23 protein-coding genes and 1 tRNA gene are annotated in these 26,805 nt (G+C 48.3%); 14 read left to right on the top strand and 10 right to left on the bottom strand.

Annotation, left to right across the window (positions count from 1 at the left end):
- The first annotated feature begins 121 nt into the window (after nt 1-121).
- Nucleotides 122-1,075, top strand: coding sequence for a potassium channel family protein (locus L9P36_RS01545; protein WP_237464409.1), 954 nt, complete (start codon nt 122-124; stop codon nt 1,073-1,075).
- A 75-nt stretch (nt 1,076-1,150) separates the two neighbouring features.
- Here L9P36_RS01545 and L9P36_RS01540 read toward each other — a convergent pair whose 3' ends face one another.
- Nucleotides 1,151-2,686: a CYTH and CHAD domain-containing protein gene (locus tag L9P36_RS01540; RefSeq protein ID WP_237464408.1), complete on the bottom strand. Its 1,536-nt coding sequence runs from the start codon at nt 2,684-2,686 to the stop codon at nt 1,151-1,153.
- A gap of 185 nt (nt 2,687-2,871) precedes the next feature.
- Between L9P36_RS01540 and L9P36_RS01535 the strand changes: the two genes are divergently transcribed.
- From L9P36_RS01535 to L9P36_RS01525, 3 genes are all read left to right on the top strand, one after another.
- Complete coding sequence (locus tag L9P36_RS01535) at nt 2,872-3,552, top strand: TIGR00153 family protein (RefSeq protein WP_237464406.1); 681 nt, start codon at nt 2,872-2,874, stop codon at nt 3,550-3,552.
- Nucleotides 3,553-3,579: 27 nt separating this feature from the next.
- Complete coding sequence (locus L9P36_RS01530; protein WP_237464405.1) at nt 3,580-4,851, top strand: inorganic phosphate transporter; 1,272 nt, start codon at nt 3,580-3,582, stop codon at nt 4,849-4,851.
- Nucleotides 4,852-4,974: 123 nt separating this feature from the next.
- The gene (locus L9P36_RS01525; RefSeq protein ID WP_237464403.1) at nt 4,975-5,583 is read left to right on the top strand and encodes a TIGR04211 family SH3 domain-containing protein; all 609 of its coding nucleotides are present in this window, start codon (nt 4,975-4,977) and stop codon (nt 5,581-5,583) included.
- A gap of 122 nt (nt 5,584-5,705) precedes the next feature.
- Here the strand turns inward: L9P36_RS01525 and L9P36_RS01520 are convergent, their stop codons facing one another.
- Nucleotides 5,706-8,018 carry an AAA family ATPase gene (locus tag L9P36_RS01520; protein ID WP_237464400.1) on the bottom strand — a complete coding sequence of 771 codons (2,313 nt, stop codon included), beginning with the start codon at nt 8,016-8,018 and terminating at the stop codon, nt 5,706-5,708.
- A gap of 106 nt (nt 8,019-8,124) precedes the next feature.
- Between L9P36_RS01520 and L9P36_RS01515 the strand changes: the two genes are divergently transcribed.
- Both L9P36_RS01515 and L9P36_RS01510 read left to right on the top strand, forming a co-directional pair.
- Nucleotides 8,125-9,363, top strand: a complete 1,239-nt coding sequence (locus L9P36_RS01515; RefSeq protein ID WP_237464399.1) for a multifunctional CCA addition/repair protein — start codon at nt 8,125-8,127, stop codon at nt 9,361-9,363.
- 390 nt (nt 9,364-9,753) lie between these two features.
- Complete coding sequence (locus tag L9P36_RS01510) at nt 9,754-10,569, top strand: nucleotidyltransferase domain-containing protein (RefSeq protein WP_237464397.1); 816 nt, start codon at nt 9,754-9,756, stop codon at nt 10,567-10,569.
- Between the two features lie 63 nt (nt 10,570-10,632).
- Here L9P36_RS01510 and L9P36_RS01505 read toward each other — a convergent pair whose 3' ends face one another.
- The 4 genes from L9P36_RS01505 to folB all read right to left on the bottom strand — a co-directional run bounded on the left by L9P36_RS01505 (nt 10,633) and on the right by folB (nt 12,794).
- Nucleotides 10,633-10,935: a hypothetical protein gene (locus tag L9P36_RS01505; RefSeq protein ID WP_237464395.1), complete on the bottom strand. Its 303-nt coding sequence runs from the start codon at nt 10,933-10,935 to the stop codon at nt 10,633-10,635.
- Between the two features lie 221 nt (nt 10,936-11,156).
- The gene (locus L9P36_RS01500) at nt 11,157-11,954 is read right to left on the bottom strand and encodes an undecaprenyl-diphosphate phosphatase (RefSeq protein ID WP_237464394.1); all 798 of its coding nucleotides are present in this window, start codon (nt 11,952-11,954) and stop codon (nt 11,157-11,159) included.
- Nucleotides 11,941-12,444 carry a 2-amino-4-hydroxy-6-hydroxymethyldihydropteridine diphosphokinase gene (gene folK, locus L9P36_RS01495; protein ID WP_237464393.1) on the bottom strand — a complete coding sequence of 168 codons (504 nt, stop codon included), beginning with the start codon at nt 12,442-12,444 and terminating at the stop codon, nt 11,941-11,943. The genes L9P36_RS01500 and folK overlap by 14 nt, the downstream gene beginning before the upstream one ends.
- Complete coding sequence (gene folB / locus L9P36_RS01490; RefSeq protein WP_237464392.1) at nt 12,441-12,794, bottom strand: dihydroneopterin aldolase; 354 nt, start codon at nt 12,792-12,794, stop codon at nt 12,441-12,443. Before folB ends, folK begins: the two co-directional genes overlap by 4 nt.
- Nucleotides 12,795-12,932: 138 nt before the next feature.
- On the opposite strand from folB, the gene plsY reads away from it, so the two are divergent.
- Nucleotides 12,933-13,592 carry a glycerol-3-phosphate 1-O-acyltransferase PlsY gene (plsY, locus tag L9P36_RS01485; protein ID WP_237464391.1) on the top strand — a complete coding sequence of 220 codons (660 nt, stop codon included), beginning with the start codon at nt 12,933-12,935 and terminating at the stop codon, nt 13,590-13,592.
- 177 nt (nt 13,593-13,769) lie between these two features.
- On the opposite strand, the gene tsaD is transcribed toward plsY, so the two are convergent.
- Nucleotides 13,770-14,789: a tRNA (adenosine(37)-N6)-threonylcarbamoyltransferase complex transferase subunit TsaD gene (gene tsaD / locus L9P36_RS01480; protein WP_237464390.1), complete on the bottom strand. Its 1,020-nt coding sequence runs from the start codon at nt 14,787-14,789 to the stop codon at nt 13,770-13,772.
- 191 nt (nt 14,790-14,980) lie between these two features.
- On the opposite strand from tsaD, the gene rpsU reads away from it, so the two are divergent.
- From rpsU to L9P36_RS01455, 5 genes are all read left to right on the top strand, one after another.
- On the top strand, nt 14,981-15,196 hold the full coding sequence (gene rpsU, locus L9P36_RS01475) for a 30S ribosomal protein S21 (protein WP_237464389.1): 216 nt from the start codon (nt 14,981-14,983) through the stop codon (nt 15,194-15,196).
- A gap of 21 nt (nt 15,197-15,217) precedes the next feature.
- Nucleotides 15,218-15,661, top strand: coding sequence for a GatB/YqeY domain-containing protein (locus tag L9P36_RS01470; RefSeq protein ID WP_237464388.1), 444 nt, complete (start codon nt 15,218-15,220; stop codon nt 15,659-15,661).
- Between the two features lie 95 nt (nt 15,662-15,756).
- A complete protein-coding gene (gene dnaG / locus L9P36_RS01465; protein ID WP_237464387.1) occupies nt 15,757-17,487 on the top strand; it encodes a DNA primase in 1,731 nt (576 codons plus the stop codon).
- Between the two features lie 93 nt (nt 17,488-17,580).
- Nucleotides 17,581-19,437, top strand: a complete 1,857-nt coding sequence (rpoD, locus tag L9P36_RS01460) for an RNA polymerase sigma factor RpoD (RefSeq protein ID WP_237464385.1) — start codon at nt 17,581-17,583, stop codon at nt 19,435-19,437.
- Nucleotides 19,438-19,644: 207 nt separating this feature from the next.
- A tRNA-Ile gene (locus L9P36_RS01455) sits at nt 19,645-19,720 on the top strand.
- Between the two features lie 45 nt (nt 19,721-19,765).
- Here L9P36_RS01455 and L9P36_RS01450 read toward each other — a convergent pair.
- The 3 genes from L9P36_RS01450 to L9P36_RS01440 form a co-directional block, all read right to left on the bottom strand.
- Complete coding sequence (locus L9P36_RS01450) at nt 19,766-20,674, bottom strand: LysR family transcriptional regulator (RefSeq protein WP_237464383.1); 909 nt, start codon at nt 20,672-20,674, stop codon at nt 19,766-19,768.
- A 134-nt stretch (nt 20,675-20,808) separates the two neighbouring features.
- On the bottom strand, nt 20,809-22,023 hold the full coding sequence (locus L9P36_RS01445) for a phosphoglycerate dehydrogenase (RefSeq protein WP_237464380.1): 1,215 nt from the start codon (nt 22,021-22,023) through the stop codon (nt 20,809-20,811).
- An 80-nt stretch (nt 22,024-22,103) separates the two neighbouring features.
- Entirely contained in the window at nt 22,104-23,243 is a 1,140-nt protein-coding gene (locus tag L9P36_RS01440) for a phosphoserine transaminase (protein WP_237464378.1), read from the bottom strand.
- A gap of 436 nt (nt 23,244-23,679) precedes the next feature.
- Here L9P36_RS01440 and L9P36_RS01435 point away from each other — a divergent pair, with 436 nt between their 5' ends.
- The gene (locus L9P36_RS01435; RefSeq protein ID WP_237464376.1) at nt 23,680-24,720 is read left to right on the top strand and encodes a hypothetical protein; all 1,041 of its coding nucleotides are present in this window, start codon (nt 23,680-23,682) and stop codon (nt 24,718-24,720) included.
- 255 nt (nt 24,721-24,975) lie between these two features.
- The gene (locus L9P36_RS01430) at nt 24,976-26,790 is read left to right on the top strand and encodes a DUF3413 domain-containing protein (RefSeq protein ID WP_237464373.1); all 1,815 of its coding nucleotides are present in this window, start codon (nt 24,976-24,978) and stop codon (nt 26,788-26,790) included.
- Nucleotides 26,791-26,805 lie beyond the last annotated feature (15 nt).

The following is a 26,805-nucleotide window of genomic DNA, read 5'->3' as shown; positions in this document are numbered from 1 at the left end:
TGGCTTGCAGCACATAAAATGAAACAACTGTATTTTTCAAGATCACGCGCGAGCAAGATCACTTATTCTTTGAATATCATATATATCGGCAAATAAATGGGAATCTTTAGAGTGATAAAGTATGGCTTCCATCAACAATGACGTTCGTCCCTTAAGTTTACTGACCTTAATCTTAAGTTTTATTTCGCTTGGGATTGTGACCACCATTTTGTTTCTTAACATCGAGCATGAGGCATACCCATTATTACTGGCGCTCGACACCTTTATCTGTGGCATTTTCCTCTTTCAGTGGGCTGTGGACTTTTCACGAGCCCCACATAAAGGCCAATATGTGAAACACCACTGGATCGATTTAATGGCGAGCCTACCAATTATCGAACCACTTCGTTTTGCGCGCGTGTTTCAAATTTTTCGGGTGATTCGTATTTTGCGCGCTGGGCGCGATCTACTGACATCCATTCAATCTCATCGCCGTGAAACGACGTTGGCTTCTATTTTATTGCTACTCACCATTCAGCTTACGGTCGGCTCCACCTTTGTATTGATGGCGGAGCGCGGCGTGGAAGGCGCTAATATTACGGGGCCTATTGATGCACTGTGGTGGGCCATTGTTACCGTTTCCACCGTGGGTTACGGTGATTACTACCCTGTCTCGCTTGCCGGTAAAGTGATTGCCGTGGTGGTGATTGTCGGCGGTGTGGGTATTTTCGGTATGATTTCAGGTTTAATCAGTGCCACCATCAATGCCGAAGATGACAGTGAGCAACGCCAAGCCATTGAAGCCTTTCATCAGCAGCAAGCAGAGATTTTAGCCACCAGCAAAGCCATTGCAGCCCAGCAACAAGCGCTATTGGCTAGATTGGAACACCTTGAAAATCAGATGAGCGAACAATTCGAGAGTACTCAGCGAGCCGCATCGACTGAACAACCCCTAACAGTCAATGCCGTCACTGCAGACTCTCCAGACGAACATAAAGATAACGAAAAAGCTAAAGACGAGTCCGACAATCAGATACCGTCAAAAGAGAACAAACCAAGTTCAAATAATGTCGACTCAAAAAATTCGCCTGACTAACCAACCGCCCAAGCCTTCCGTCTGAATCAAAAAAAGCGCTCATTGAGCGCTTTTTTATCGGCCTTCATTTCAGGCTTAATGTTCCCAGTAAGGCTCCATGGAGAGCGCCATGGCACGGGTTTGCTCCATGGCATAAAGTAGATAACTTTCTTTACGCTCAATCCATTTTTCAAACTGCAAACAGTCTTCCTCTTCAAGATCCCGCTTATGCTCGTTGAGCAAATCGATAATGCTGATCTCTTCAACGCCAAGCAATAGATCACGCCATGGGTCACGAAAGACTTGGCGCCACTTACTGTCATAGAGATCAGCAAAAGCGACACCCGTGAGTAAATTACGGCTCAATAATCGCGCTTGCTGCTGATAGCCATTGCGATCAAGCACGATCTCTTCGCCAAATTGTGCGCGCAGAGTATGCCATGCTTGGGTCAGCGCCTCATCCGCAAAAGGTTTCACTGGGCTTGCCAAACGCTGGCGTGCTTTGTCATCAAGGAAAGGCTGCCAACCGCGCGACAGTAGCCAGCGACTTAAATCCAGCAGCAATCCGCAATAGCGTGAGGAGTTGAGCAGTGCCAACATCTCTTCTTGCGATGGCAATTCATTGGCTGCGTATTCAGCCAAAATATCCTGCAACTGTTTATGCGCATTGAGCTTACGCAGCACACTCGCGCGATCTTCCAATAGAAAATCGATCTGATTGGCTTGCTGTAACCAACTGAGCTCACCTTCAAGCCATTCAAACTCTTGACGCAAAATAGCGCTGGCTCGACGTGGAATCACCTCACCAAAAACCGCTAGTTGCTGACGAATAAAGCAGATGGCTTGGCTAATTTGTTCTAAAGCTTGATGCTCAAAACGTTCGGTATAGATCTGTTCATGATGATGCCAATGCTCCAGTGCCGCTTCTATATTACGTACAAAGGTTTCTTCAATGGCGGTGCTATCCGTCAGCGCAATAGAAGGCAACTCATAAATGGCATCGCCTTGATAATTCGTAGCGAGTCGATAGCCGCGAGCCGCTTTACTTAGGTTGCCCAAGCGCATGGCACCGAGTTGGCAAAATTCTCGCGCCAAGGTAAATAGCGCATCGGTTTGGCCAGATTTAAGCTCAAGCTCCAACTCACAAATCGGGTCGCTTAAATCGCCACTGGTCACTTGGCCTTGATCCAGCGCCACTTCGATTTGGCTGCCATCAGGCATACCGAGCAGCCACTGCTGGCGCTCAAAATCCGTACTAAATAGTGGGCTAATTTGCTGCGCGAGTGCGTCAATATCAAGGTCTTCAGGCCATGCGGTGGCATCCACCAAGCTCAAATCTGGTGTTGCATCATCCAATTCAGCATTGTATTCGGGACGTTGGTGTAAACCTGCCACTACACGGCCAGCGGTTTTCACGGTTTGTACATAAACGTCATCATAACGACGAACGCGCAGGCCAATATCATGCTGACGTAGCAGATGATCTGGGGTATCAAAATAAACGTTCCCCAGCATGCGACAGCGCTGTTGCAGTACTTTGTGCCCTAAAGATGAGCCATTCTCAAGAAAGGTATAAAGAGATTCAGTAATATCAGGTGAGACGAAAAACTTAAGTTCTATCTCAGTTTCCATAATCAGTTCCGTAACTAAAGGGGCTTAAAAAGCCAGTATGATCGTCGAAAACAGCACAAAAAATTGGCAAAAAATCTGGTAAAGCAAACTTGAGCAAAAGTGTTTCTTTTGTCGTCACGATTCGATACCATTCGGCCTCACGATTACTATCGCTTAAGGTTTCGCCACAAAGGTGTTATCCGATTATGCCAGTAAATACTATTATGGGACTCTTTGCAAAGTCCCCAATTAAACCGCTGCAACGTCATGTGACCAAAGTCCATGAATGTTGTGAGTTACTCGTTCCATTCTTTGAAGCTTGCGCTGAAAACGACTGGGATAAAGCCGCTCAACTACGTGAGCAGATCTCTCAATTGGAGAAAGACGCAGACGTACTGAAACGCGAAATTCGCCTCAAGCTGCCACGTGGCCTATTTATGCCTGTGGACCGCACTGATTTTCTTAGCCTTTTGACGCAACAAGACAAACTTGCGAATCTCTCTAAAGATATCGCGGGTCGTGTATTGGGTCGTCGTTTGCAAGTGCCAGAAGCACTCACTGAAAATTTTGAAGCTTATTTGATTCGTTGTATTGATGCTGCTGCACAAGCACGCCTTGTTATTAACGAACTCGATGAGCTTCTTGAAACCGGCTTTAAAGGCCGTGAAGTGACACTTGTTGCTGAGATGATCAATCAACTTGATCTCATTGAAGATGACACTGACAGTATGCAGATTGGACTACGCCAACAATTAATGGCGGTAGAACAAGACTACAATCCTGTTGATGTGATGTTCTTGTATAAAATTCTTGAGTGGGTCGGTGCCATTGCTGACCAAGCACTCCGTGTAGGCTCGCGCTTAGAGCTGATGTTGTCTCGCTCATAAGCGCGAATTTATTCACAAGGTTGAACAATGGAAATTCTACAGCATTACGGCACCTGGATTATTATCACTGCCGCTATCTTTGGTTTTCTGATGGCGGTTGGTATCGGTGCCAATGACGTGGCAAACGCAATGGGTACTTCGGTCGGCTCAAAAGCGCTGACGGTGAAACAAGCCATTATCGTTGCCATGATCTTTGAGTTCGCAGGGGCATACCTTGCAGGCGGTGAAGTGACAGATACCATCCGTAAGGGTGTCATTGACGTTGCACTTTTTGCGGATAAACCAGAAGTCTTGGTTTACGGCATGATGTCTGCACTATTGGCCGCTGGTACTTGGTTGATCGTTGCATCCTATATGGGTTGGCCTGTATCAACGACTCACTCCATCATCGGTGCAATCATCGGTTTTGCATGTGTGGCCGTAGGTACAGAAGCTGTGGACTGGAGCTCAGTTCAAGGCATCGTAGGTAGCTGGCTGATTACGCCTGCCATCTCAGGTATCTTTGCTTATATCATTTTTGTTAGCGCCCAGCGCCTCATTTTTGATACCGACAAGCCACTGATTAACGCTAAACGTTTTGTCCCTGTTTACATGTTTATCACCACCATGGTGATTGCAATGGTAACCATCAAGAAGGGTTTGAAACACGTTGGTCTTCACCTCACCACCAATGAAGCATTTGTTTGCTCTGCAATCATTTCAGCGTTGGTCATGGTGGGTGGTTATCTGTATATCGCGAAGAAATACAAGAACACCACGGCGACCTCAAAAGATGACAACGGCTTTGCTGGCGTTGAGCAAATCTTTAGCGTGTTGATGGTGATCACCGCTTGTGCCATGGCTTTTGCGCATGGTTCAAACGACGTTGCAAACGCGATTGGTCCATTGTCTGCAGTGGTTTCAACCGTTGAGCACATGGGTGAGCTAACAGCTACATCAACCATCGCTTGGTGGATTCTACCTTTGGGTGGTGTGGGTATCGTTGTTGGTCTTGCGACCCTTGGCCATAAAGTCATGGCAACTGTTGGTACAGGCATTACTGAACTCACCCCAAGCCGCGGCTTTGCTGCCCAGCTTGCCACCGCATCAACTGTGGTATTGGCATCTGGTACTGGTTTGCCAATCTCAACCACACAAACACTTGTGGGTGCGATTCTCGGTGTTGGTTTTGCTCGCGGTATCGCAGCCCTAAACATGGGCGTGGTGCGTAATATCGTGGCATCTTGGGTGGTTACCCTGCCTGCAGGCGCATTACTGGCCGTAGTTTTCTACGAAATTATGTCCGCAGTGATGGCCTAATTCTGGGCTGACCTCTCATTTAGGGAGCCTACGGGCTCCCTTGTTGATTGCACCACATCTCGAACCTGCTAATATTTCCCGTCTGAGCCCCTTGGGCATCAATTCGTCATTAAGGAACACACAGTGAAAAAGCTACTAGCTCTGCTTGTATTCAGCTTTGCAGCGATTGCACCAGCGCAAGCCTCACCTCGTTACATTTCAGATGATCTCTATACCTATATGCACCGCGGTCCGGGTACGGAATATCGTATTACTGGCGCCATTGATGCGGGTACCAAAGTGACGATTCTGAGCGTCAACGGTGCAGCGGGCTACACCAAAGTTCGTGATGGCAAAGGCCACGAAGGCTGGGTAGAGAGCAAGTTTGTCAGCAAACAACCAAGCTACAAGGCACGCTTTGGTGCACTTGAAACTGAATTGACTGAAGTGAAAGAGACATTGGCACAAGCCAATGAACAAGCGAAGGTGAAAACCTCAGGCCTCACCACCGCAGTTGAGCAGTACAAACTCACCATTAAAGATTTAGAAGCCCGCAACCTTGAGCTCAATGATCAGCTTAGCGCTGACCAAGCGATGATTCGCGAGCTACAAGCGAAAATCGACACGCAAAAAGATGATCTATTGATGCGTTGGTTTACCTATGGCGCCATGGTTGCAGGCCTTGGTCTGATTCTTGGTTTGCTATTGCCACACTTGGTTCCAAGTCGTCGCAAAAAAGACCGTTGGATGTAAGCAACAGCGCAAGCAATTGACCATAAAAAAGACCGCCTAATGCGGTCTTTTTTATGGCTCGTTTCCTGGCTATTTTCTGTCGCTACGCTTTTGTCGCGCAAGCGCCTAGCGCAGAATCCTTTTTATTCGCCCGCCCATTCAGACAGCGCCGGCATTGAGAAGCGCACATCGTTGTATTGCAGCACCACGCTACGTGGCTCGATAGCCACCAGCTTTAAATTGGGCGCAATCATCTCACCTTGACGCACTTCCACATCATTGACCTTCACCCAACGGCGCTCAGGATTAGAGGCATACAAATGGGTTTGAAAATTCAGCGGCGGTAACTGTCGACGTAAGGCATTCGGTAGCTTCTCTAAAGGCTGAGTGACAGAGCCCATGGGTTCATCATCTGCGGTTGCGGCCACCGCCTCGCGAAGTTGCGCGGCCAGCTCAGGTGACATCGATGAGTAGTCAATCTCATCAAGGTTCAGATCTTCGCTTTGTTGATTCACAGATGCCGTTTTCACCTTTTCTGGCGATGCGGTTGGCTTAGTCGGTTTTTTCTTTGCCGCAGGCTCAGCCACAATTTCTGGCGTTAAATTGCTGTACTCATTTTCAGCTTTTGGCGCTAAAGGCTCAGCAAAGAACGTCGGCATCGGCATTACACTAAAGGTCACCAATTTTGGCTCAGTCCATGCTGGTTTTGGCGCTTTATCGCGAGAAGCCACCGGACGCAGTGTTGGCCCCGGCAATTTCAACGCAGCATCAAGCATCATCAAGGTTTCCGGCCCAGCCACACCATCAGGTGCCAAACCATTGGCTTCTTGGAACTGTCTGACACGGGCAAGCAAGGTTTGATCAAAGCGCTCGATGCTCAGATCCTTAATTCCCAACCACTCTTGCAATGCGCCATCGAGCCATTGCACGCGCTCACCACGTTGGCCATAGCGAATACTACGCGCGCCGCCTTCTGGCGGACGCCATAGGGTGACCATATCACCACGCCAATATTGCTGCAGCCAAGACTTAGTCACACGAATGGCAATATCACCCACCAGCAACTCATAGCTATCAGGCCATTGACGATAAAGCACCGCATAATATGGGATATAGCGATCATCTTGCAGGGTCAAAATCACCGGTCGATTGAGTCGCGAAAGCAGATCAAGATTACTTTCACCTTTATAGCAATGTAAGCCAGCGCGATCCGCCGAGCTACATTTGGCTTCACGAGGAAAAACTTGGTAGCCCCAAGTTTCATAAAGATGAATAAAGGCGCGCTCTTGATTACGACTTTGCTCAATCGCCTTGGCCAGTTGTGCTCGTTCAGACTCGCTTGCCACCGCCATTTCCACGCTATGGCCATTCACACCCGTCGAATCTACTTGCTGTAAACGCGCAAAAGCATCCTCACCCGGCGTCGAGGATAGGGTCGAATGTGGCGCTGAAGCTGGTATTGAAGTTGCAGGTGTCGATGCCACCGCAGATGCCGGACTCGCGGCAGGCAAACGCGCATCCATCAATTGCTGTAAACGCGGCGCAAAGGCCCAAGCAGCAACACCCAAGGCCGCTAAGCTCAAGGTCAATTTAGCGATGCGATTACGGCGCTGCGTTGCGCGCAGCGCTTTTTGGTCCACACTGGCGGTTTGCCACTCTAGCACCTCTTGGCAAGCGCGCACTGCCGTGGGACGATCCACTGTCATCAAACTGCGTTGCTGCGCGAGCTGTAGTGCTTTATCGCAACACAGGTTAATCAAACGTGGCACACCGCTGGTCGCCTTGGCAAAGACATCAATGGCGCGCTGATCAAAAAGCGGACGCATAGCGCCGGCCACATCCAGACGGTGGCGAATATATTGCCCCACTTCATTGGTGGTGAGCGGCATCAAGTGGTATCGCGCCGTAATACGCTGCGCGAGCTGACGTAAACTTTCATGCTGCAGCAGATGCTGCAATTCTGGCTGACCAATCAGCACCACTTTTAATAGCTTGTGCTGATCCGTTTCTAAATTGGTGAGCAAACGAAGCTGCTCAAGTACTTGTGGCAGTAGATGCTGCGCTTCATCGACCAATAATAGGCTTTGCTTACCCGCCTCATGGTTGGCCATCAAATGATCGTAAATTAAGTCCGTACGCTCTTTAATCGTCACCGGACTTGGGCATTCAATATCAAAGGCTTTACAGATGTCGGTCAGCAGCTCTTCCACTGTCAATGTTGGATTGAGCAGCATGCCAATTTGCGCTTCTTTATCCAGCTTGGTCATCAACAGGCGTGCCACAGTGGTTTTCCCGGTTCCCACCTCGCCCGTAAGCAGTCCTAAACCACCGCCATTAGCCAAACCTGAGGTAAGCTGGTGCAAAGCTTCACGGTGACGCGCGCTTAAAAAGACAAATCGAGCATTGGGGACGATGGTAAAAGGGAGCTCTTTGAGCTGATAATAATCCTGATACATGACGACATCCGATGACAAAACTGTCGACACGTTACTCAGCACACACTCGAATGTAAAGTCTTAGCAAGGTATGCTTGGGTGCAGTTAAAAGATATGGAGTAAGTGAATGCAAATTTACCTTGTTGGCGGCGCAGTTCGCGACCAATTACTTGGCATTGCAGCAAAAGACAAAGACTGGGTTGTGGTTGGTGCGACACCAGAGGCAATGCTTGCTCAAGGCTACCAAACCGTGGGCCAAGATTTCCCGGTATTTTTGCATCCAAAAACCAAAGAAGAATACGCACTGGCGCGCACCGAACGCAAATCTGGCCATGGCTATAAAGGCTTTATCTGCTACAGCGCGCCCGATGTCACGCTCGAAGAAGATCTACTGCGTCGCGATCTCACCATTAATGCCATGGCCCAAGCCGATGATGGCAGCTTGATCGATCCTTACGGTGGTCAGCAGGATCTTAAACAAGGTATTTTACGCCATGTCTCCGCAGCTTTTAGTGAAGATCCACTACGCGTATTGCGCGTTGCTCGCTTTGCGGCGCGTTTTGCTCACCTAGGTTTCACCATTGCCGATGAAACCCTGCAATTGATGCGTCAAATGGGCAACGCAGGAGAGCTCAACCACCTCACTGCCGAACGGGTTTGGCAAGAGTGGCAACGTGCCCTCACCACACCATCACCTGAGGTATTTTTGCAAGTACTACGCGATTGCGGCGCACTGGCGATTTTATTGCCTGAAATGGATGCGCTCTTTGGCGTCCCGCAATCGGCGAGCTCGCATCCAGAAATTGATTGCGGCGTACATATGCTCATGGTGGCCAAGCAAGCCGCTAAACTCACCGATGATCCTTGTATTCGCTTTGCCGCGCAGCTGCATGATTTAGGCAAAGGACTCACCGCTGCCGATGCGCTGCCGCGCCATCCTGAGCATGAGCAAGCAGGCGTGGCTCTGGTCAAAAATCTATGCCAACGCATTAAGGTGCCAGCACAATATCGCGATCTTGCGCTGCAAGTGTGCGCTCTGCATGGCCAAGTGCATCAGCTGGCTCATTTATCGGGCGAAGCGATCATTGCACTATTGAATCAACTCGACGCATGGCGAAAACCTGAGCGCGTAGCACAACTCGCCATTGCCTGCTCCGCAGATCATGCGGGGCGTTTGGGCTTTGAGAACGAACCCTATCCACAGGCCACGTGGCTCAAACAAGCATTTGAATTAGCCGCGCAAGTGGATGTTCAGATGATCATTGCACAAGGGATCAAAGGCGCCGCCATACGTGATGCACTCAATACCAAGCGCGCGCAAGTGCTAGCGCCATTGATTGAAAGCATGCAAGCTTTTAAAGCTTAAGCCGCTCACACTCAGATCCAAACATTCAAATCTAGACATTCAGCTCTAGAAATGAAGATTGAAGACGTAGGGTTCCCACCATCAAATCGTAAGCCGCGGGCAGAGAAAAGATTCCGATCATATTGCAGCCTGCGACCTACGCTCTGTTTTTCGCAACCTAAAGCGTTTTCATGAGCAACATAAAGCGTTTCATAGACAACCTAAAGCACTTTTATAGGTCAGCGAAAGCAGGTTTGATCAGCTTTTTAAGCTTTTCAGTAAGTCAAAAGCTTTAATTTTCAAAAATATCAAACTATTGCGATTACTCAGAAATCTCGATACATTGGAATGCTGCGTTTATTTTACCGCACTAACTGCCAAGGCAGTTCTCACCCAATTCAAAGGTAAAATATGAAATATCCAAGCACCCTACCCCATCAGCACCAGCAGCTTCTCGAACAAATTTTGGCGCAATTTTCACAAGACGCGCGACTAGTCGGCATCGCCGCTGGCGGATCCTATGCTAGCAATCACATGGATCAATTTAGCGATCTCGATTTAATCATCGCTATCGATCCCGAGCATTATGCGGCAGTGATGGCTCAGCGTTTTCAGCTTATCGAAAAGATCCCAGGTTGCGTCAGTGCTTTTACCGGTGAACATGTCGGCGAGCCACGTTTAGTGATCGCCCTTTATGCGCCTCATGCGATCCACGTTGATTTTAAATTTGTCTCACTGAGCGATGCCGCCCAACGAGTCGATGATGCGAAAATTCTTTGGCAGCGCGATGAACAGCTAACGAAAATGTATGACATGCAAGCCCCCTGCTATCCGCAGCCCAATGCGCAGTGGATTGAGGATCGCTTCTGGATTTGGCTGCACTATGGCGCAACGAAAATTGGCCGAGGTGAGTATTTTGAGGCGATGGAGTTTCTCTCCTTTTTGCGAACCACGGTACTTTCGCCACTGGCACTTCGCCAGCACAACCTCACGCCATCCGGTGTGCGTACCATTGAAATGCGATTACCGCAATTTGCTGAGCAGCTCAAAGCGACCATAGCGGTACCTGAGCCGCGCTCACTACTGCAAGCATTTGAGCAAACCGTAGCGTTATACCAAACATTGCGACAGCAAGAGTCCGTACAGCGACATGCAGAAGCGGAGCAGTTAGCGCTTAGCTATCTGGCGCAAATAAAAGCAACCGTGCAAAGCAATCCCTATGCTTAAAACAACTGCAGCAATTGAAGCATCGATAAAAAGTAAAAAGCGCCAAGATGGCGCTTTTTTCAATCACAATCCCGCACAATCGCGATAAATATCTTCTAGCTCGGTGAGATAGACGTAACGACGATAAGGATCTAAACCCGCCTTATCATAATCTTCCGCTTGTCCTTTCAGCATATAGCTTGCGAGCTCTTGCTTCGCCCCTTGCGGCGAGCCGATTTGGTCGGCAGCCATTAAGGTCAAACAGGCTTGCTTATGCTCTGCGCGCAATTCTTGCTCGGTATGATTCATAAACCAAAGATGAAAAGCACCTAAGCCAATCACCAATAGCACTAACCACAGCAGGGTTCGTTTTAAACATTTCAACATCAAAGACTCATCTTATGGGCAATCAAGTGTGCCCAGTGTGGTTCAATTTTGCGCCATTATATGTGCAATCGATGAATCGATGCGAGTATCAAGCCTGATGAATCGATCGCGAAAAATGCCATGTTCAGCTTTTTGAGCTTTTGGATCCCAGCAACTCAAAAGCTAACCCGCCACTTTCTTGAGACATAAAAAAACGCCGCTATGCGGCGTTTTTCTTGGCGTTAGCCTAAAACCATCACCAGCAAACCAATCCCTAGGAAGACACGGTAAATGGCAAATGGTGCCATCCCCATGCGACTGATAATGCCAAGGAAGAGATGGATACAGATCAGCGCGCTAACAAAAGAGGTCGCAACCCCTAGCGCCATGGCGTTCCAATCCATCAAGCTTGGATCTTGCACTAGGGCAATAGCTTCATAGCCACCTGCCAGCAAAATAATTGGAATGGACATTAAAAATGAAAAACGCGCCGCTGCTTCACGAGTAAAACCTAAATACAGCGCTGCAGTCATGGTGGCACCTGAGCGTGAGGTGCCGGGAATCAAAGCGGCAGCTTGCGCTAAACCAATCAACCATGCCTGTTTTGCAGTGGTTTGGTACTCATCTTGCTTTTGCGTTGCACGAACATCAACCCACCAAAGAAGGACACCAAAAATGAGGGTGGTTGTGGCAATGACCAAACTAGAGCGCAGCGCATCCATAAAGTCAGCAATAAACAAACCAAAGACACATGCTGGAATCGTGGAGAAAATAATCATCCACGCCAAATGCGATTCTCGGCTACTTTCCTTTTTGAAAATCGACTTCAGCCAGGCACTTAATAGGGTAACGATCTCATGACGAAAGTAGATCATCACCGCCATCAAACTACCGACATGAATGGCGACGTCAAAGGCAGTGCCTTGATCGGGCCAACCCAAAACTTCCGAAGGCAGAATTAAATGCGCCGAGCTTGAAATCGGCAGAAACTCAGTGAACCCCTGAATTAGGGCCAAAATAAAAGCTTCAACATGACTCATATTGTTTTATCCAATACGACGGCATGGGCTCGCGCTTTAATGGATAACGCGCTGCAAGCTCAGCTGCAATATCCACCATGGAACGCGGGTCTAACGCCGTCAAAAGGTTAGGTGCCAGCTCTGCGAGCGGCATCGCGACAAAGGCAAATTTGATGATGTCTTGTCTAGGTAGGTCCGGATGGTAGCAGCTTTGCGAGTCAAATAGCAGTAGATCGAGATCAAGGGTGTGCCCTTTTACATCCTGAGGGAGAGACCGATCGCATTGCTGCTCTATGTTCTTCAATTTCGAAATCAATGATTGTGCGCCGCAACCAGTTTTAAGCGCGATCACCGCATTGATAAATGGCGGACCATCAAATCCAAGTGGCGCAGAGCGATACAAGCTAGAGCACTGCAGGGTGCCAAATTGCTGCTGCAATAGCGCAAGCGCGCGAGCAATATAACGCTCGGGCTCAATATTACTGCCAACACCAATATAAGCAGTGTTCATCGGCGCTGACGCTCAATTTCAACACCCACGCTACGCGCATTGGCCACCGCACCCGGCTTGTTCACGCGAATGCGCAACCAAGGCACGGCAAAACGATCAAAGATCAGATCGGCCACCTCTTCAGCAACGCGTTCAACCAATTCAATGGGTTTCGCTTGCAGGTGCTTTGTCACTGCTTCACTCACGCTGGCATAATCCAAAGCCAGCGCCACATCATCACTACGCGCCGCTGGTTGGTTATCCCAACCCATTTCGATATCCAGTACCAGTTTTTGTGAAATGGTTTTCTCCCACTCATAAACGCCGATGGTACAAATCACTTCCAATTGATCAATAAAGACTTTATCCACGTTTTTTTACTCTGTTTTTGTTACAGGTCGGATACCTAATTTAGGTAAAGTTGCGTATCATGCCTACAAATTGTCAGCAAAATACAGGGAATCAGAATAAGCTGACAAAAGTAAATTGCAAACTGCCACGGGAAGTGCATGACCCCCTTACCTTTTTTGATCATCATTGCTGCTTATTTACTGGGCTCGATTTCCAGCGCAGTGCTGATCTGTCGTATCTGTGGTCTACCAGATCCGCGCAGTCATGGCTCAAACAATCCCGGCGCAACCAATGTGCTCCGCATTGGCGGCAAAGGTCCGGCCGCTGCCGTACTTTTGTGCGATATTCTCAAAGGGATGATACCTGTTTGGGGAAGCTACTTTCTAGACTTAAACCCTTTGATCCTTGGTATCGTGGCCATTGCCGCTTGTCTTGGTCATATCTACCCCATCTTTTTCCATTTTCAAGGCGGTAAAGGCGTTGCCACGGCATTAGGCGCATTGGCACCGATTGGTGCTGATCTTGCTGGCATGTTGATGGGAACTTGGCTGATTACGATTTTACTATTTGGCTATTCCTCTCTGGCTTCTGTCGTCGCCGCGCTGGTTGCTCCGCTTTTTACCTTTTGGGTGAAATCGCAATACACCATGCCCGTAGCCATGCTCTCTTGCCTGATTGTTTATCGCCACTTTGATAATTTGCGCCGACTTGCCAATGGCGAAGAAGACAAAGTGTGGAAGAAAAAACAACAGCTCAAAGCGGCACTGAAAGAGCATAACGAGGATGCGGAAACGCTCAGTGAGAAATCTGTGAAATAATGGTGAAATCCAGATCCAAGTCTGCACTCAAGGCTGAGCTTAAAGTTATGTTGGATCACAAGGATCAAAAAAACCGCGAAAACGCGGTTTTTTTTATCTTTGAAACAAAAATCGGATCTTTTGGATCTTTCCAGTAGGATCCTTGGTGATTAAAACATCTGTTTTATCAATCGATTTTTATTTTTCAATCGGTGCTAGCTTATCAATGGGCCAACGCGGCTTGGCTTGTACCGCCAAATCTTGATACTCACCTTGACGCAAACGCTGCATGCCCGCAAAAGCGATCATCGCACCGTTATCGGTACAAAATTCAGTACGCGGATAGAATACTTCACCACCCAACTTGCTCATCATCGCGGCAAGCTCTTCACGTAATCGGCGGTTAGCACTCACCCCTCCGGCGATAACCAAACGCTTATAACCCGTTTGCTGCAACGCACGGCGACATTTAATGGCCAGTGTGTCCACCACCGCTTGTTCAAATGCCAAGGCGATATCAGCGCGAGTTTGTTCGCTACCATCATTGCTGGCAATGGTATTGGCGGTAAAGGTTTTCAAACCTGAGAAGCTAAAATCCAAACCAGGGCGATCAGTCATTGGACGTGGAAACTTAAAGCGACCTGGCGTGCCGTTTTGTGCCAATTTTGATAGCAAAGGGCCACCTGGATAATCCAAACCCATCAACTTAGCCGTTTTATCGAAGGCTTCACCGGCAGCGTCATCAATGGACTCACCCATGATTTCGTATTCACCAATGCCATCCACTTTCACCAACATGGTATGGCCGCCAGAAACCAGCAGCGCGATAAATGGGAATGGCGGAGGATTGTCTTCTAGCATCGGTGCAAGCAAATGGCCTTCCATATGATGCACCGCAACCGCAGGGACATTCCAAGCGTAAGCAAGACTGCGACCTATGGTTGCGCCTACAAGTAAGGCGCCCACCAAGCCTGGGCCTGCGGTATAGGCAACACCGTCAATATCAGCTGGGGTGAGATTGGCTTCTTGCATTGCAGCGCGAATCAGTGGTAGCGTCTTTTTGACGTGATCGCGCGACGCCAATTCTGGCACCACACCACCATAGTCGGCATGGAGTTTCACTTGGCTGTAGAGCTGGTGAGACAGCAGACCTTGATGTTCGTCATAAATGGCAATTCCGGTCTCGTCACAAGAGGTTTCAATGCCTAAAATTCGCATGGTGGCGTGTTTTCCTCAATCGCTGGTCGATTCGAGGCGTCATCTTAACCGCGATAGTGAAAATTCACCAGATCTGATCGCAAGAATGCTTTACAAAGGGGCTAAGATCAGATTAGAATTTCGCACCATTTTTAATCAGGCTGGCTAATCGCTCGCCAGCGTTAAAGAACAACCCCTGAGGTGAAAGGCACATGCCAGTAGTTAAAGTACGTGAAAACGAACCATTTGACGTAGCGCTACGTCGTTTTAAGCGCTCTTGTGAAAAAGCAGGTATTCTTTCTGAAGTTCGCAGCCGTGAATTCTACGAGAAACCAACCACAGTACGTAAGCGCGCGAAAGCAGCTGCAGTTAAGCGTCATCTTAAAAAATTGGCTCGTGAAAACGCACGCCGCGTACGCCTTTACTAATCACTAAGGATTAGCAAGGTTATGGCTCTGATCGAGCGTCTGAAAGACGAACAAAAATCGGCAATGAAAGCGAAGGCGAAACTCCGTTTGGGGACCCTTCGCCTTGTGCTTGCTGCTGTCAAGCAAATCGAGGTTGACGAAAGAAAAACCTTGAATGATGACGAAGTGCTTGCCGTGCTCACCAAACTGGTGAAGCAACGTCGTGATTCTGCGGCTCAATATCAAGCAGCAGATCGCACGGATCTTGCCGATACAGAGCTTGCAGAGATTGCGGTGATCGAAGAGTTTATGCCGCAACCTTTGAGCAGTGACGAGATTGCTGCTTTGGTTGCACAAGCCGTAGACGCTTCGGGCGCGACTTCAATGCAAGAGATGGGCAAGGTCATGGCGGTGTTGAAACCGCAAATTCAGGGCCGTGCCGATATGGGTGTCGTTAGCCAACTCGTGAAAGCGAAACTCGGTTAATTCCACTCAGCGCTCAAAGCAAGCCGTGCGTTCCTTCGGGACTGCGCGGCTTGTTTGCATTTATTCGAATATAAAAAATTCCCTTAAGGACTGGCATGGCTCGTATTCCTCGCGGATTTATCGATGATCTTTTAGCAAGAGTGGATCTTGTTGATCTGATCGACGCGCGTGTGAAGCTGAAAAAGCAAGGCAAGAACTACGGCGCCTGTTGTCCCTTTCATAACGAAAAAACCCCCTCTTTTAGCGTCAGTCCTGAAAAGCAGTTCTACCATTGCTTTGGCTGTGGTGTGCATGGTAATGCCATCGATTTCATCATGGAGTACGACAGACTTGAGTTTGTTGATGCTATTGAAGAGCTTGCCAGCCAATGCGGTATGGAAGTGCCACGCGAACAGGGGCAAGGATCGCAACCTGCGATCAAACGTGATCGTTATGATCTCATGGCCAGCATTGCGCAATTTTATCAGCAGCAACTGCGCCAACCTAGCGGTCAACACGCCATCGACTATCTCAAAAACCGTGGTCTCAGCGGTGAGATTTGTCAGCAATTTGGCATTGGCTATATCGCCGATGAATGGGAATTAGTCAAACGCCGCTTTGGCCAAGATGCTGAGCGTGAATCTGCATTGGTTGAGTGCGGAATGTTGATCGAAAACGATCAAAAGCGCCGCTACGATCGTTTTCGTGGTCGTGTCATGTTCCCCATTCGCGATCGCCGTGGCCGCACCATCGCCTTTGGCGGCCGAGTTTTGGGCGATGAAAAACCCAAATACCTCAACTCCCCTGAAACCCCGATCTTTCATAAAGGACGTGAACTCTACGGCCTTTATGAAGTGATGCAACGCCATCGCCAGCCAAACCAAGTTTTGGTGGTGGAAGGTTATATGGATGTAGTGGCTTTGGCGCAATTTGGCGTCGACTATGCCGTAGCCTCTTTGGGCACCTCAACCACAGGCGATCATATGCAAACGCTATTTCGCCAAACCGATACCGTGGTGTGCTGCTATGACGGCGATAGCGCCGGTCGTGAAGCGGCTTGGCGTGCCATGGAGCAAGCGCTGCCACAACTTAATGACGGCCGCCAACTGAAATTTATGTTCCTCCCTGATGGCGAAGATCCGGATAGCTATATTCGTCAGCACGGCAAAGATGCCTTTGAGCGACAAGTGCAGCAAGCCATGCCGCTCAGTGATTTCCTATTTCAAAGCTTGCTAAAGCAGGTCGACGTTAGCTCACGCGAAGGACAAGCCAAGCTCACCACGTTAGCCGTTCCCTTGATCGAAAAGATCCCAGGGCAAACCTTGCAGCTATACTTGCGCGACACCTTAGGCAAAAAATTAGGGATCAATGAAAGCTATCAAGTGGATCGTTTGTTTAGTAAACGGCCACAAGCCAAACAACAGCAAGCCTTACCTAGCATTAAACGCACCCCCATGCGTATTGCCATCGCCTTGCTGATTCAAAATCCTGATTTGGTGCAATACACCGAAGGGGTCGAGGCGCTGGAAGATTCAGGCATGCCGGGCACAGATTTATTGCTTGAGCTGGTTGAATTTTGTTTATCACGCCCCAATATCAGCACAGGCCAATTGCTAGAGCATTGGCGCGGTCACCCCAATGAACAGCTGATTAAGCGACTCAATAGTTGGGAACTCAGTACTGATGATGACACCGTGACCACAGTATTTATCGATGCATTGGATAAAGTGTTTAACCAATGCGTCATACGACAAATTGAACAATTGCAGGCGAAAGAGCGACAGGTCGGTTTATCAACCGATGAACGGCGGGAATTACAGCTACTTATACTGAATCGTCCCGACTAAAACATAGCCAAGATTTTTGCAATTTGTTATAATTGGCAGTTTGCGTTTCCGCATACTACATTCTTCACTCAGATCATAAGTTGGATATCGTCTATGGAGCAAAGCCCTCAGTCTCAGCTCAAACTTCTTGTCGCCAAGGGTAAAGAGCAAGGCTATCTAACATACGCTGAAGTTAACGACCATCTTCCAGAAGATATTGTCGATTCCGATCAGATCGAAGACATCATTCAGATGATCAACGACATGGGCATTCAAGTAGTTGAACAAGCCCCAGATGCCGATGATTTGATGATGTCTGAAACCGTTGCCGATGAGGACGCGGTGGAAGCTGCAGCGCAGGCCCTTTCAAGCGTTGAATCAGAAATTGGTCGCACCACGGACCCAGTACGCATGTATATGCGCGAAATGGGTACCGTCGAACTACTGACTCGTGAAGGCGAAATTGACATCGCCAAACGTATTGAAGACGGCATCAACCAAGTTCAGTGCTCTGTTGCTGAATATCCTGGCGCCATCGCTCACTTGCTTGAACTATTCGATAAAGTTGAAGCAGAAGAAGCGCGTCTTACTGACATTATCTCTGGCTTTGTCGATCCAAATGCTGACGAAACATCAGCACCGACCGCAACGCACATCGGCTCTGAGCTTAGTGGCAAAGATCTTGAAGATGAAGATGAAGATCTTGATGACGACGAAGACGAAGATGGCGATGATGATGACAGCGATGACGAAGATACCGGCATCGATCCTGAGCTAGCACGCGAAAAATTCGCTGAGCTTCGTCAAAGCTACACCGTAATGCACTCTGCTATCGAAGCCAAAGGTCGTTTTGATAAAGCGTCTGAAACTGCAATTGCAGAGCTGTCTGAAATCTTCAAACAGTTCCGCTTGGTGCCAAAACAGTTTGATCACCTTGTTGGCTCAATGCGTGACATGATGGATCGTGTTCGTACTCAAGAACGTCTGATTCTGCGCATGTGTGTTGAACAATGCAAAATGCCGAAGAAAACCTTCGTTAGCCTATTCACTGGTAACGAGTCTTCTGAGTCATGGTTCGACGCAGCGGTTGCCACAGGTAAACCTTTTGTTGAGAAACTCAACGGCGTTGAAGAAGAAGTTAAACGCTGCATTGCGAAACTTGCACAAATTGAGCAAGAAACTGGTTTGCCAATTGAGCGAATCAAAGACATCAACCGTCGCATGTCTATCGGTGAAGCAAAAGCACGCCGTGCGAAGAAAGAGATGGTTGAAGCAAACTTGCGTCTGGTTATTTCGATTGCCAAGAAATACACCAACCGTGGCCTACAATTCTTGGATCTTATCCAAGAAGGTAACATCGGCTTGATGAAAGCAGTTGATAAATTTGAATACCGTCGTGGTTACAAATTCTCAACCTATGCAACTTGGTGGATCCGCCAGGCGATCACGCGCTCCATTGCGGATCAGGCACGTACCATTCGTATTCCGGTTCATATGATCGAAACCATCAACAAATTGAACCGCATCTCTCGTCAGATGCTGCAAGAGATGGGTCGTGAACCACTACCGGAAGAGCTGGCAGAGCGCATGCAAATGCCAGAAGATAAAATTCGTAAAGTGCTGAAGATCGCCAAAGAGCCTATCTCCATGGAAACACCAATTGGTGATGATGAAGATTCGCATCTAGGTGACTTTATCGAAGACACCACGCTTGAATTGCCTGTTGATGCAGCCACTGCAAGCAGTCTTCGCATGGCAACGCACGAAGTATTGGCAGGCCTTACACCACGTGAAGCCAAAGTACTACGTATGCGTTTCGGTATCGATATGAATACCGACCACACCTTGGAAGAGGTTGGTAAACAATTTGATGTAACACGTGAGCGTATTCGTCAGATCGAAGCCAAAGCACTGCGTAAATTGCGTCACCCAAGCCGCTCAGAAGTTCTTCGCAGCTTCTTGGATGAATAATCCGCGCCAGTGATCTGCAATTTAAAAAGCCGCATTCAGTGCGGCTTTTTTATTATTTGATGCATATGAAGCAGTTAGCAATAAAACGAAGAACAGTGACGACCAAAAGGGATAGCAGCATTTTTATTTAATTGCTGAAAAAACAAGCGCTCAGAGTCGAATCAAGCTAGACACTTTTGCATCAAATCACCTATAATCGGCAGCCTTGGCCCCTTAGCTCAGTGGTTAGAGCAGGCGACTCATAATCGCTTGGTCGACAGTTCAAGTCTGTCAGGGGCCACCATCTTTTAAACGCAGCCTTTGGCTGCGTTTTTTGTATCTGCTAGACCTAGCCTGTGCTCAGCGGCGATAGACTCCGTTCTACCAAATGTTTCAGCGAATCATAACGTTTCGGCAATTGGCGATTTCGTTTCTGTACCCAATATAAAGACTCCAACACCGGATTGGGCGCTTGATGGATCAGCAAATCCTCACGATATGGACAAGCCAAAACCGCGCTGTAGGGTAAAACGGTAAAACCCAATCCCAATAGCACAGGCAGTAGAATTTGACCAATTTGGTTGATTCGACTGGTCACTTTTAAATCCTGAAATTGCACATGACTTAACGCATCATCGCCGCACAGCTCCATATATCGATTCAGATAGTGCGCCAAATCAGGATGCTGCACCACACCAATCTGATGCAGCACCGAGGCATTAATCGCTTGCTTGGCAAAACTTGCTGGCAGCACCAAGCAAAGGGTTTGGCTGGCGATGGACTCAGCATAAAACTGACTGGGCGCAGGACAATAACTGACAATACCAACATGGGATAAACCGGCTTCAATACGCTGCAAAATACGCTCGTTAGGCGCAGCCTCAATGGATACAGACCAACCTGGCTGTAGTTTTTGCTGTGCTAAGCATTGCGGGTAAAGAAGTAAAGCCAATGAACCGGAGCAATCTAAACGGCATTCACCTTGCCAAGGGTCATCTTGCGCTAACGATGCAAGTAAGCTGGCCTGTTGTTGTTTGAATTGGCAGGCATATTGATACACCAACCGCCCCGCTTCAGTCAGCTCAAAGCGTTTACCAAAACGGCTAATCAAGCTCTGCCCGCAGGCTTGCTCAAGCTTTTGAATATGCTGGCTGACGCCTGGCTGCGTCATATTGAGCTGCTGCGCTGTTTGTGTGAAATGGCCTAGTTCGACCAAAGTTTGAAAGGTTTGTAACCAGATCGGATTGAGCTGCGCCATGGCCTCATCACAAAATATTATGATTTCCCTTGAGGTTAATAAAACATCAAGGCAGATTCAAGCCAACAAAAACCAGCACTGTGTGCTGGTTTTTACAGAAAGAAAGACGCTCACTGAGAAGGTGAAACGCCCTTTCAAGCCGTTGCGCTCTCTTCTACTTCTTGCTCTGTGGCCATCGCGGCTTGGGTCGGTAAATAACGCACCTTGACCACTGCTTCAAGCGCCTGAATACGTTCAAGCATCGCATCCGTTAAAGGACCATCAGTATCGAGAATGTTATAGGCGACTTGATCGCGACTTTTATTGATCATATCTGTCACGTTCACTGAGTATTCAGCCAAAATGGATAATACGTCCCCCAGCACGCCGGGCACATTACGATTGGCAAATGTGAGTCGATAACCCGTGCTTGATGATAATTGCGTCACCGGAAAATTCACTGAGTTAGTGATATTGCCAAAACGCAAAAACTCCGCCAGCTGGCTTGCCGCCATCGCCGCACAATTATCTTCGGCTTCTTGGGTACTGGCGCCTAAATGCGGCAATAACAGCACTTGCTCATGTTCCAATAAATCAGGCGCAGGAAAGTCACTGATATATTTGCTCAATCGTCCCTCATTGAGCGCTTGTAACACCGCATGATTATCCACCACGCTACCACGCGCAAAATTGACCAGCACCGCGCCAGGTTTAAGATAAGCAAGCTTCTCTTGGTTAAGTAAACCAATGGTGCTCGGCAGTGCTGGAATGTGTAGGGTAATAAAGTCCGCACGAGTAAGCAGCGCTTCAAGGCTTTCCATTCGCGCCACGGCACTTGGCAAGCGCCATGCCGCATCCACCGAAATCGCGGGATCATAACCCACCACATTCATCCCCAAATCAAGCGCGCAAGCAGCGACACTAGCACCGATCGCACCAAGGCCGATAACCCCTAAGGTTTTGCCTTGTAACTCCACACCTTTAAAACGTTTTTTTTGCGCTTCCAGCTGCGCGGCAAGGTCGTCATCAGCAGCATGTTGCTGTACATATTGCATCCCTTCTGCAATACCGCGACAACCCATCAGCAGCGCACTGAGCACCAGCTCTTTCACCGCATTTGCATTAGCGCCGGGGGTATTAAACACCACCACCCCTTGCTCTGTGCACTCAGCTACGGGCACGTTATTGGTTCCCGCACCTGCACGCGCAACGGCGAGCAGCGCTGGACCACACTGCGCAGTAGTCAGCTGATGACTGCGCAATAAAATCGCGTGCGGATCAGCCTGTTCATTGCCAATATCAAATTGATCATAGGGAAGCTGCGCCAATCCTATGGGCGCTATTTGGTTGTATGTTTGAATGCGGTACATGGCACATCCTTGTGTTGTTTCAGTGATTGGATTTGGAAAAAAAACAGCGCTCAAATGAGCGCTGAAAATAGATATTGTTTTTATGCTTGAGCTTCTGCAGTGGCTGGGGTTTTGACTTGTTGGTATCCCCATTCGAGCCATGGTAGCAGCGCTTTTAAATCGCTCGCTTCGACTGTGCTACCGCACCAAATTCGAAGCCCTGCGGGTGCATCTCGATAAGCGCCCACATCAAAGGCAACCTTGTGCTCAGCCAGTAGCTTAATCAGCGCTTTCACCTGATCTGGCGTTAAATCCAGACTCAAGCACACACTGGTATTTGAGCGAATGCTGGCATCTTGCGCGAGAAAATCGATCCACGGCGTTCGAGCGATAAAATCTTCCAGCACCGCAAGGTTGGCTTTTGATTTCGCGATTGCGGCTTGTAAACCGCCCATGGATTGCACCCAATCTAGCGCATCTTGGTAATCGGCCACGCAAAGCATTGATGGTGTATTGATGGTGGAGCCTTCAAAGATCCCTTCCATTAACTTGCCACCTTTGGCCAAGCGGAAAATCTTTGGCATTGGCCAGCTTGGGGTATAAGACTCCAAACGAGCAACCGCGCGCGGGCTCAAAATCAACATCCCGTGTGCGCCTTCACCACCCAGTACTTTTTGCCAACTAAAGGTGATCACATCCAGTTTGTGCCAAGGCATCTCCATGGCAAAAACAGCGGAAGTTGCATCGCAAATCGTTAAACCTTGGCGATCATCAGCAATCCAATCGCAATGCGGTACACGAACGCCTGATGTGGTGCCGTTAAAAGTAAAGACGATATCGTGATTTGGATCGGTCTGCTCTAACGCTGGAATCTGACCATAATCAGCAAGGAAACTGCGTACATCTTTGAGTTGTAACTGCTTGGTGATATCAGTCAGCCACTCTTGGCCAAATGCTTCCCACGCACAAACATCCACAGGACGCTCACCGAGCATGGACCACATGGCCATCTCCATGGCACCGGTATCAGATGCAGGCACAATACCGACACGGTAGTCATCGGGAATGCCAAGAATGGTTTTGGTATCCACAATCGCTTTTTCCAGCGCGTTTTTACCAATCGCAGCACGATGTGAGCGGCCAAGTGTCTCAGTACTGAGATTTGCAAGCTGATAGCCAGGGCGTTTAGCACATGGGCCAGAAGAAAAGTTGGGGTTCGCGGGCTTAATTTGCGGCGTCATAATTCATCCTGAATGCCAAAATATTGAAACTGTTTAGTGTAATCCACTCAATCAATTGCTGAATGCAGTGTTTCATTTTCATAAACACCCAACTTAACAATAGAATAGACAACCTATCCTTTTGTTATCTATCAACAATATCCCTACACATTATCATGCTGCCAAGGGTGCAACCATCATCCAAGCGCTATTCACGACGCATTTCTTTGCTTACCCCATCACTTCTGTGCAAATTTTCGCCAAAGCGCACAATTTGATTTATTTCATCGCATAAAATAAATAAGAGATGCTGCACAACGTGATGTAGATCCATAGAAATTTCTAAGAAAAAATCGCCAGAGCGCTCAAGAAAAAGGGGATTTGTGCAAGCCATATCACAGATGATGCATAAAATGGCGCGCCGTGATTAGCTTTTTTGTGATCGACAAGGATCGTCATGCCCATTCGTCTCGTGATTTCACTTTTTTCCCTGACCATCGCCAGTACTTTACTCACCGGCTGCTGGCAAACCCAGCCGCACCAAAGTACGCTCAACTTGCCGTCATTCAATAGGCCCGCTCTCTCTTTTATGCCATGGCGCGCACTGTCGTTCTTTTCGACGGGTTCAAGAAAAGGCCTCGATGCCACGCCAGTTGGTGGAAAATCGCCAATGCACACCGCACCGCAAGCCTATGTCACACCGGCCGATCAAATGATGGGGAGCATGCCTGAAACAACGCCCAGCCAATATAATCAGCGCGCGCAAAATCAACAAATAGCGCAACAAGATGATATACAGCCGACCGCCGCCCCAATTCATTTTGAGCCGCATGCGGTAACGCCAGAAGTGGCACTGCGCCAATTATTCCAAGCGCTTGCAGGACAGCAGCGTCAATCTGATTTGCCCTTTTATAATCAAGCTAGCCGCGATTACTTGGCCGCCCATCCTTGGCGCCAAGCGCAAATGCGTTATTTACTCAAACGTTATCAGCAATGCAGCATCGATAAGGTGCTGATTAATCAAGATCGCGCTGTGATCCTCTATCGTTCAGGTCAGTATCAATGTACCCCTTGGCTCTTTGAGCACAATCAAGGCTGGAAAATTGATTTAGCCAGCTATCGGCAGAATTTCACATTGGATAAACAAAACCATTGGCGCTTTCAATCGCAAATTCCAGCGCCCTACGCCTTTGCATTTCACGATTACAGTTTGGATCAGCATGGTTATTTGGTTGTGCCACGTTGGGGGATCTATACCCAGGGCAGAATGCCAATTCAAATTACCGAACTTGCACCCTCTTTTCCCTTGGCACAAATGGGATTGCGTATGACCGACCAACCCATTGCGATCAATGGCCAATTAATTGAAGACGATCCCCATTTTCACTTGCTGCTCAATCAACTATTGCCCCAACAAGCCATTGAAATTGAGGTTATCCGTCAAGGGCAGCGCGCCTTTGTCAATGGCGTTGCACCAGCATGGAGTCATCGCTACTAAAGCCTTGCGTTTCACTTTTTAACCCATCCCCCAACGCCTAAGCAGATTTTTTGCTGGGCGTTTTTCATTGTTTCGGCGCATAAATTGGCTTTATAAATTTGATATAGCTCCCATTTTTCCCCATAATTTTCAGCACGTGGTCAGCAGACCACGCTTATATTTATTTTTCCATTTTGCTTGCGGATTCGCTGTAGACAAAGACGCCGTGACGCGCCTTGATAATTCAGTCTCGCATCACCACAAGAGACATATTTTATGACCCAACGTTGGTTGTATCACAGCCGTTGGCTAGTGAACTTTTTCCTTTTCTTTACGCTGGCTCTCGCCTTAATTGGTGCGCCCTACCTCGCACAGGTGAACTGGACGCAATTATCTGCCATTGAGTGGACTTATCTCATCACAACCCAAATCGGTTGGTTTGGCGTGTTTTCACTGCTGCTTTGTATCGGGCTATGGCTTATCGCTTGGCTACCATCGCGTGGATTTAAAACCATTGCTGTTGTGATCGCTTTTGCGCTCTTGCTGCTACTTAAAATCGATCTCACCACCTTTGAGCACTATAAATTCCATATCAATGCATTGCTGATTTCGATGTTTTTAGATGCAGGTAGCGATGTATTTGAACTGTCTTGGATGAGCTGGCTGTTGTTTGCGCTAAGCATGGTTCCCAGCATGCTTGCCATCGCCTTAGCCGTAATCGCTAGTAACCGCCTCAGTCAGCATCGCGCACTATGGCAAGGCGTTCTCGCTTGGTTTGTCATTTTGCTGGCCAGCCAAGGTATTCATGCCGTTGAGCACGCCAAATTTAATCCAAGCTTGAGCCAATACAATAACCAATGGCCGGTGTACTACCCGCTCACTGCACGTAAATATCTTTATAGCCACGGCTGGGTGGATCAAGTGGCCGCAGAAAAGCAGCGCCTTGAGCTCAAACCCATTCAAACCAGTGCGCTCAACTATCCACGCGGCGATCTCCATTTCACCGCTAAGGCCAAGCAGCCCAATGTGCTATTTATTTTGATTGATGCTTGGCGCATTGATGATGTGAATGCTGCAGTAATGCCGCATGTCAGTGAATTCATCCCGAAAACAAACCAATTTAAGCAACACTTTAGCGGCGGTAACTCAACTCAAGCTGGGATGTTTAGCCTGTTCTATAGCATTCCAGCGACCTATTGGAATAGCTTTCAAGCGAGCCAAACACCACCGCTATTTATCACTCAGCTGCAACAGGCAGGCTATCGCCCAATGATTTTAGGCTCTGCGCCGCTGACCAGTCCGCCGCTTTCGCGCACCGTCTTTAAATCAGTGCCCAATCTTCGCCTGCGCACGCCAGGGGAAAATCAGGTTGAGCGCGACGCACGAATCACGCAAGACTTTATCGACTTTACTAAGCAGCCTAGCGACCAGCCTTATTTTGGCATGCTGTTTTACGACTCAGCGCATGGCACCGAGTTTCCTGAAAAAACGGGTTCAAAATTTAAGCCCTATTGGTCACGCGTGGATCATATGCGCCTTAACAATGATTTTGATCCAAACCTCTATCACAACCGCTATAAAAACGCGCTCTACTATATTGATGGGTTAATTGAGCAGGTACTGGCGCATGTGGATTTATCCAATACCATCGTGGTGATTAGTTCTGATCATGGTGAAGAGTTTAACGATCACCACCAAAACTATTGGGGACATTCCGGCAACTATAGCCACACCCAATTACAGGTACCGCTTTTTGTCTATATTCCCGATCAAAAACCACAGGTGATTGACTATCGCACCACGCACTATGATCTGGTGCCAACACTGCTGAATCAGCTATTTGATGTGCAAGGCAATACTGACGCCTATAGCGTCGGTCATGATCTCTTTTCGCCAACGCCGAGCCGCGATTGGTTTATTGCCGGTAGTTATTACAACTATGCGATCATTACCCCAGAGCTGATTATGGTGGCTGACCCAACAGGTCAAAGCCGACTGATGAATGATGATCTCATCTTGGTGCGCGACCAACAAATGCCGCGAGCCATTATTCAACAGGCACTAACGCAAATGGCGCAGTTTTACCAATAAGTCGGCTTTGCACGC

The sequence above is a fragment of the Vibrio stylophorae genome (assembly GCF_921293875.1).
Lineage (GTDB): Bacteria > Pseudomonadota > Gammaproteobacteria > Enterobacterales > Vibrionaceae > Vibrio_A > Vibrio_A stylophorae.
Note: the sequence above shows the minus strand (reverse complement) of the source record. Positions and strands in the feature narration are given on the sequence as shown.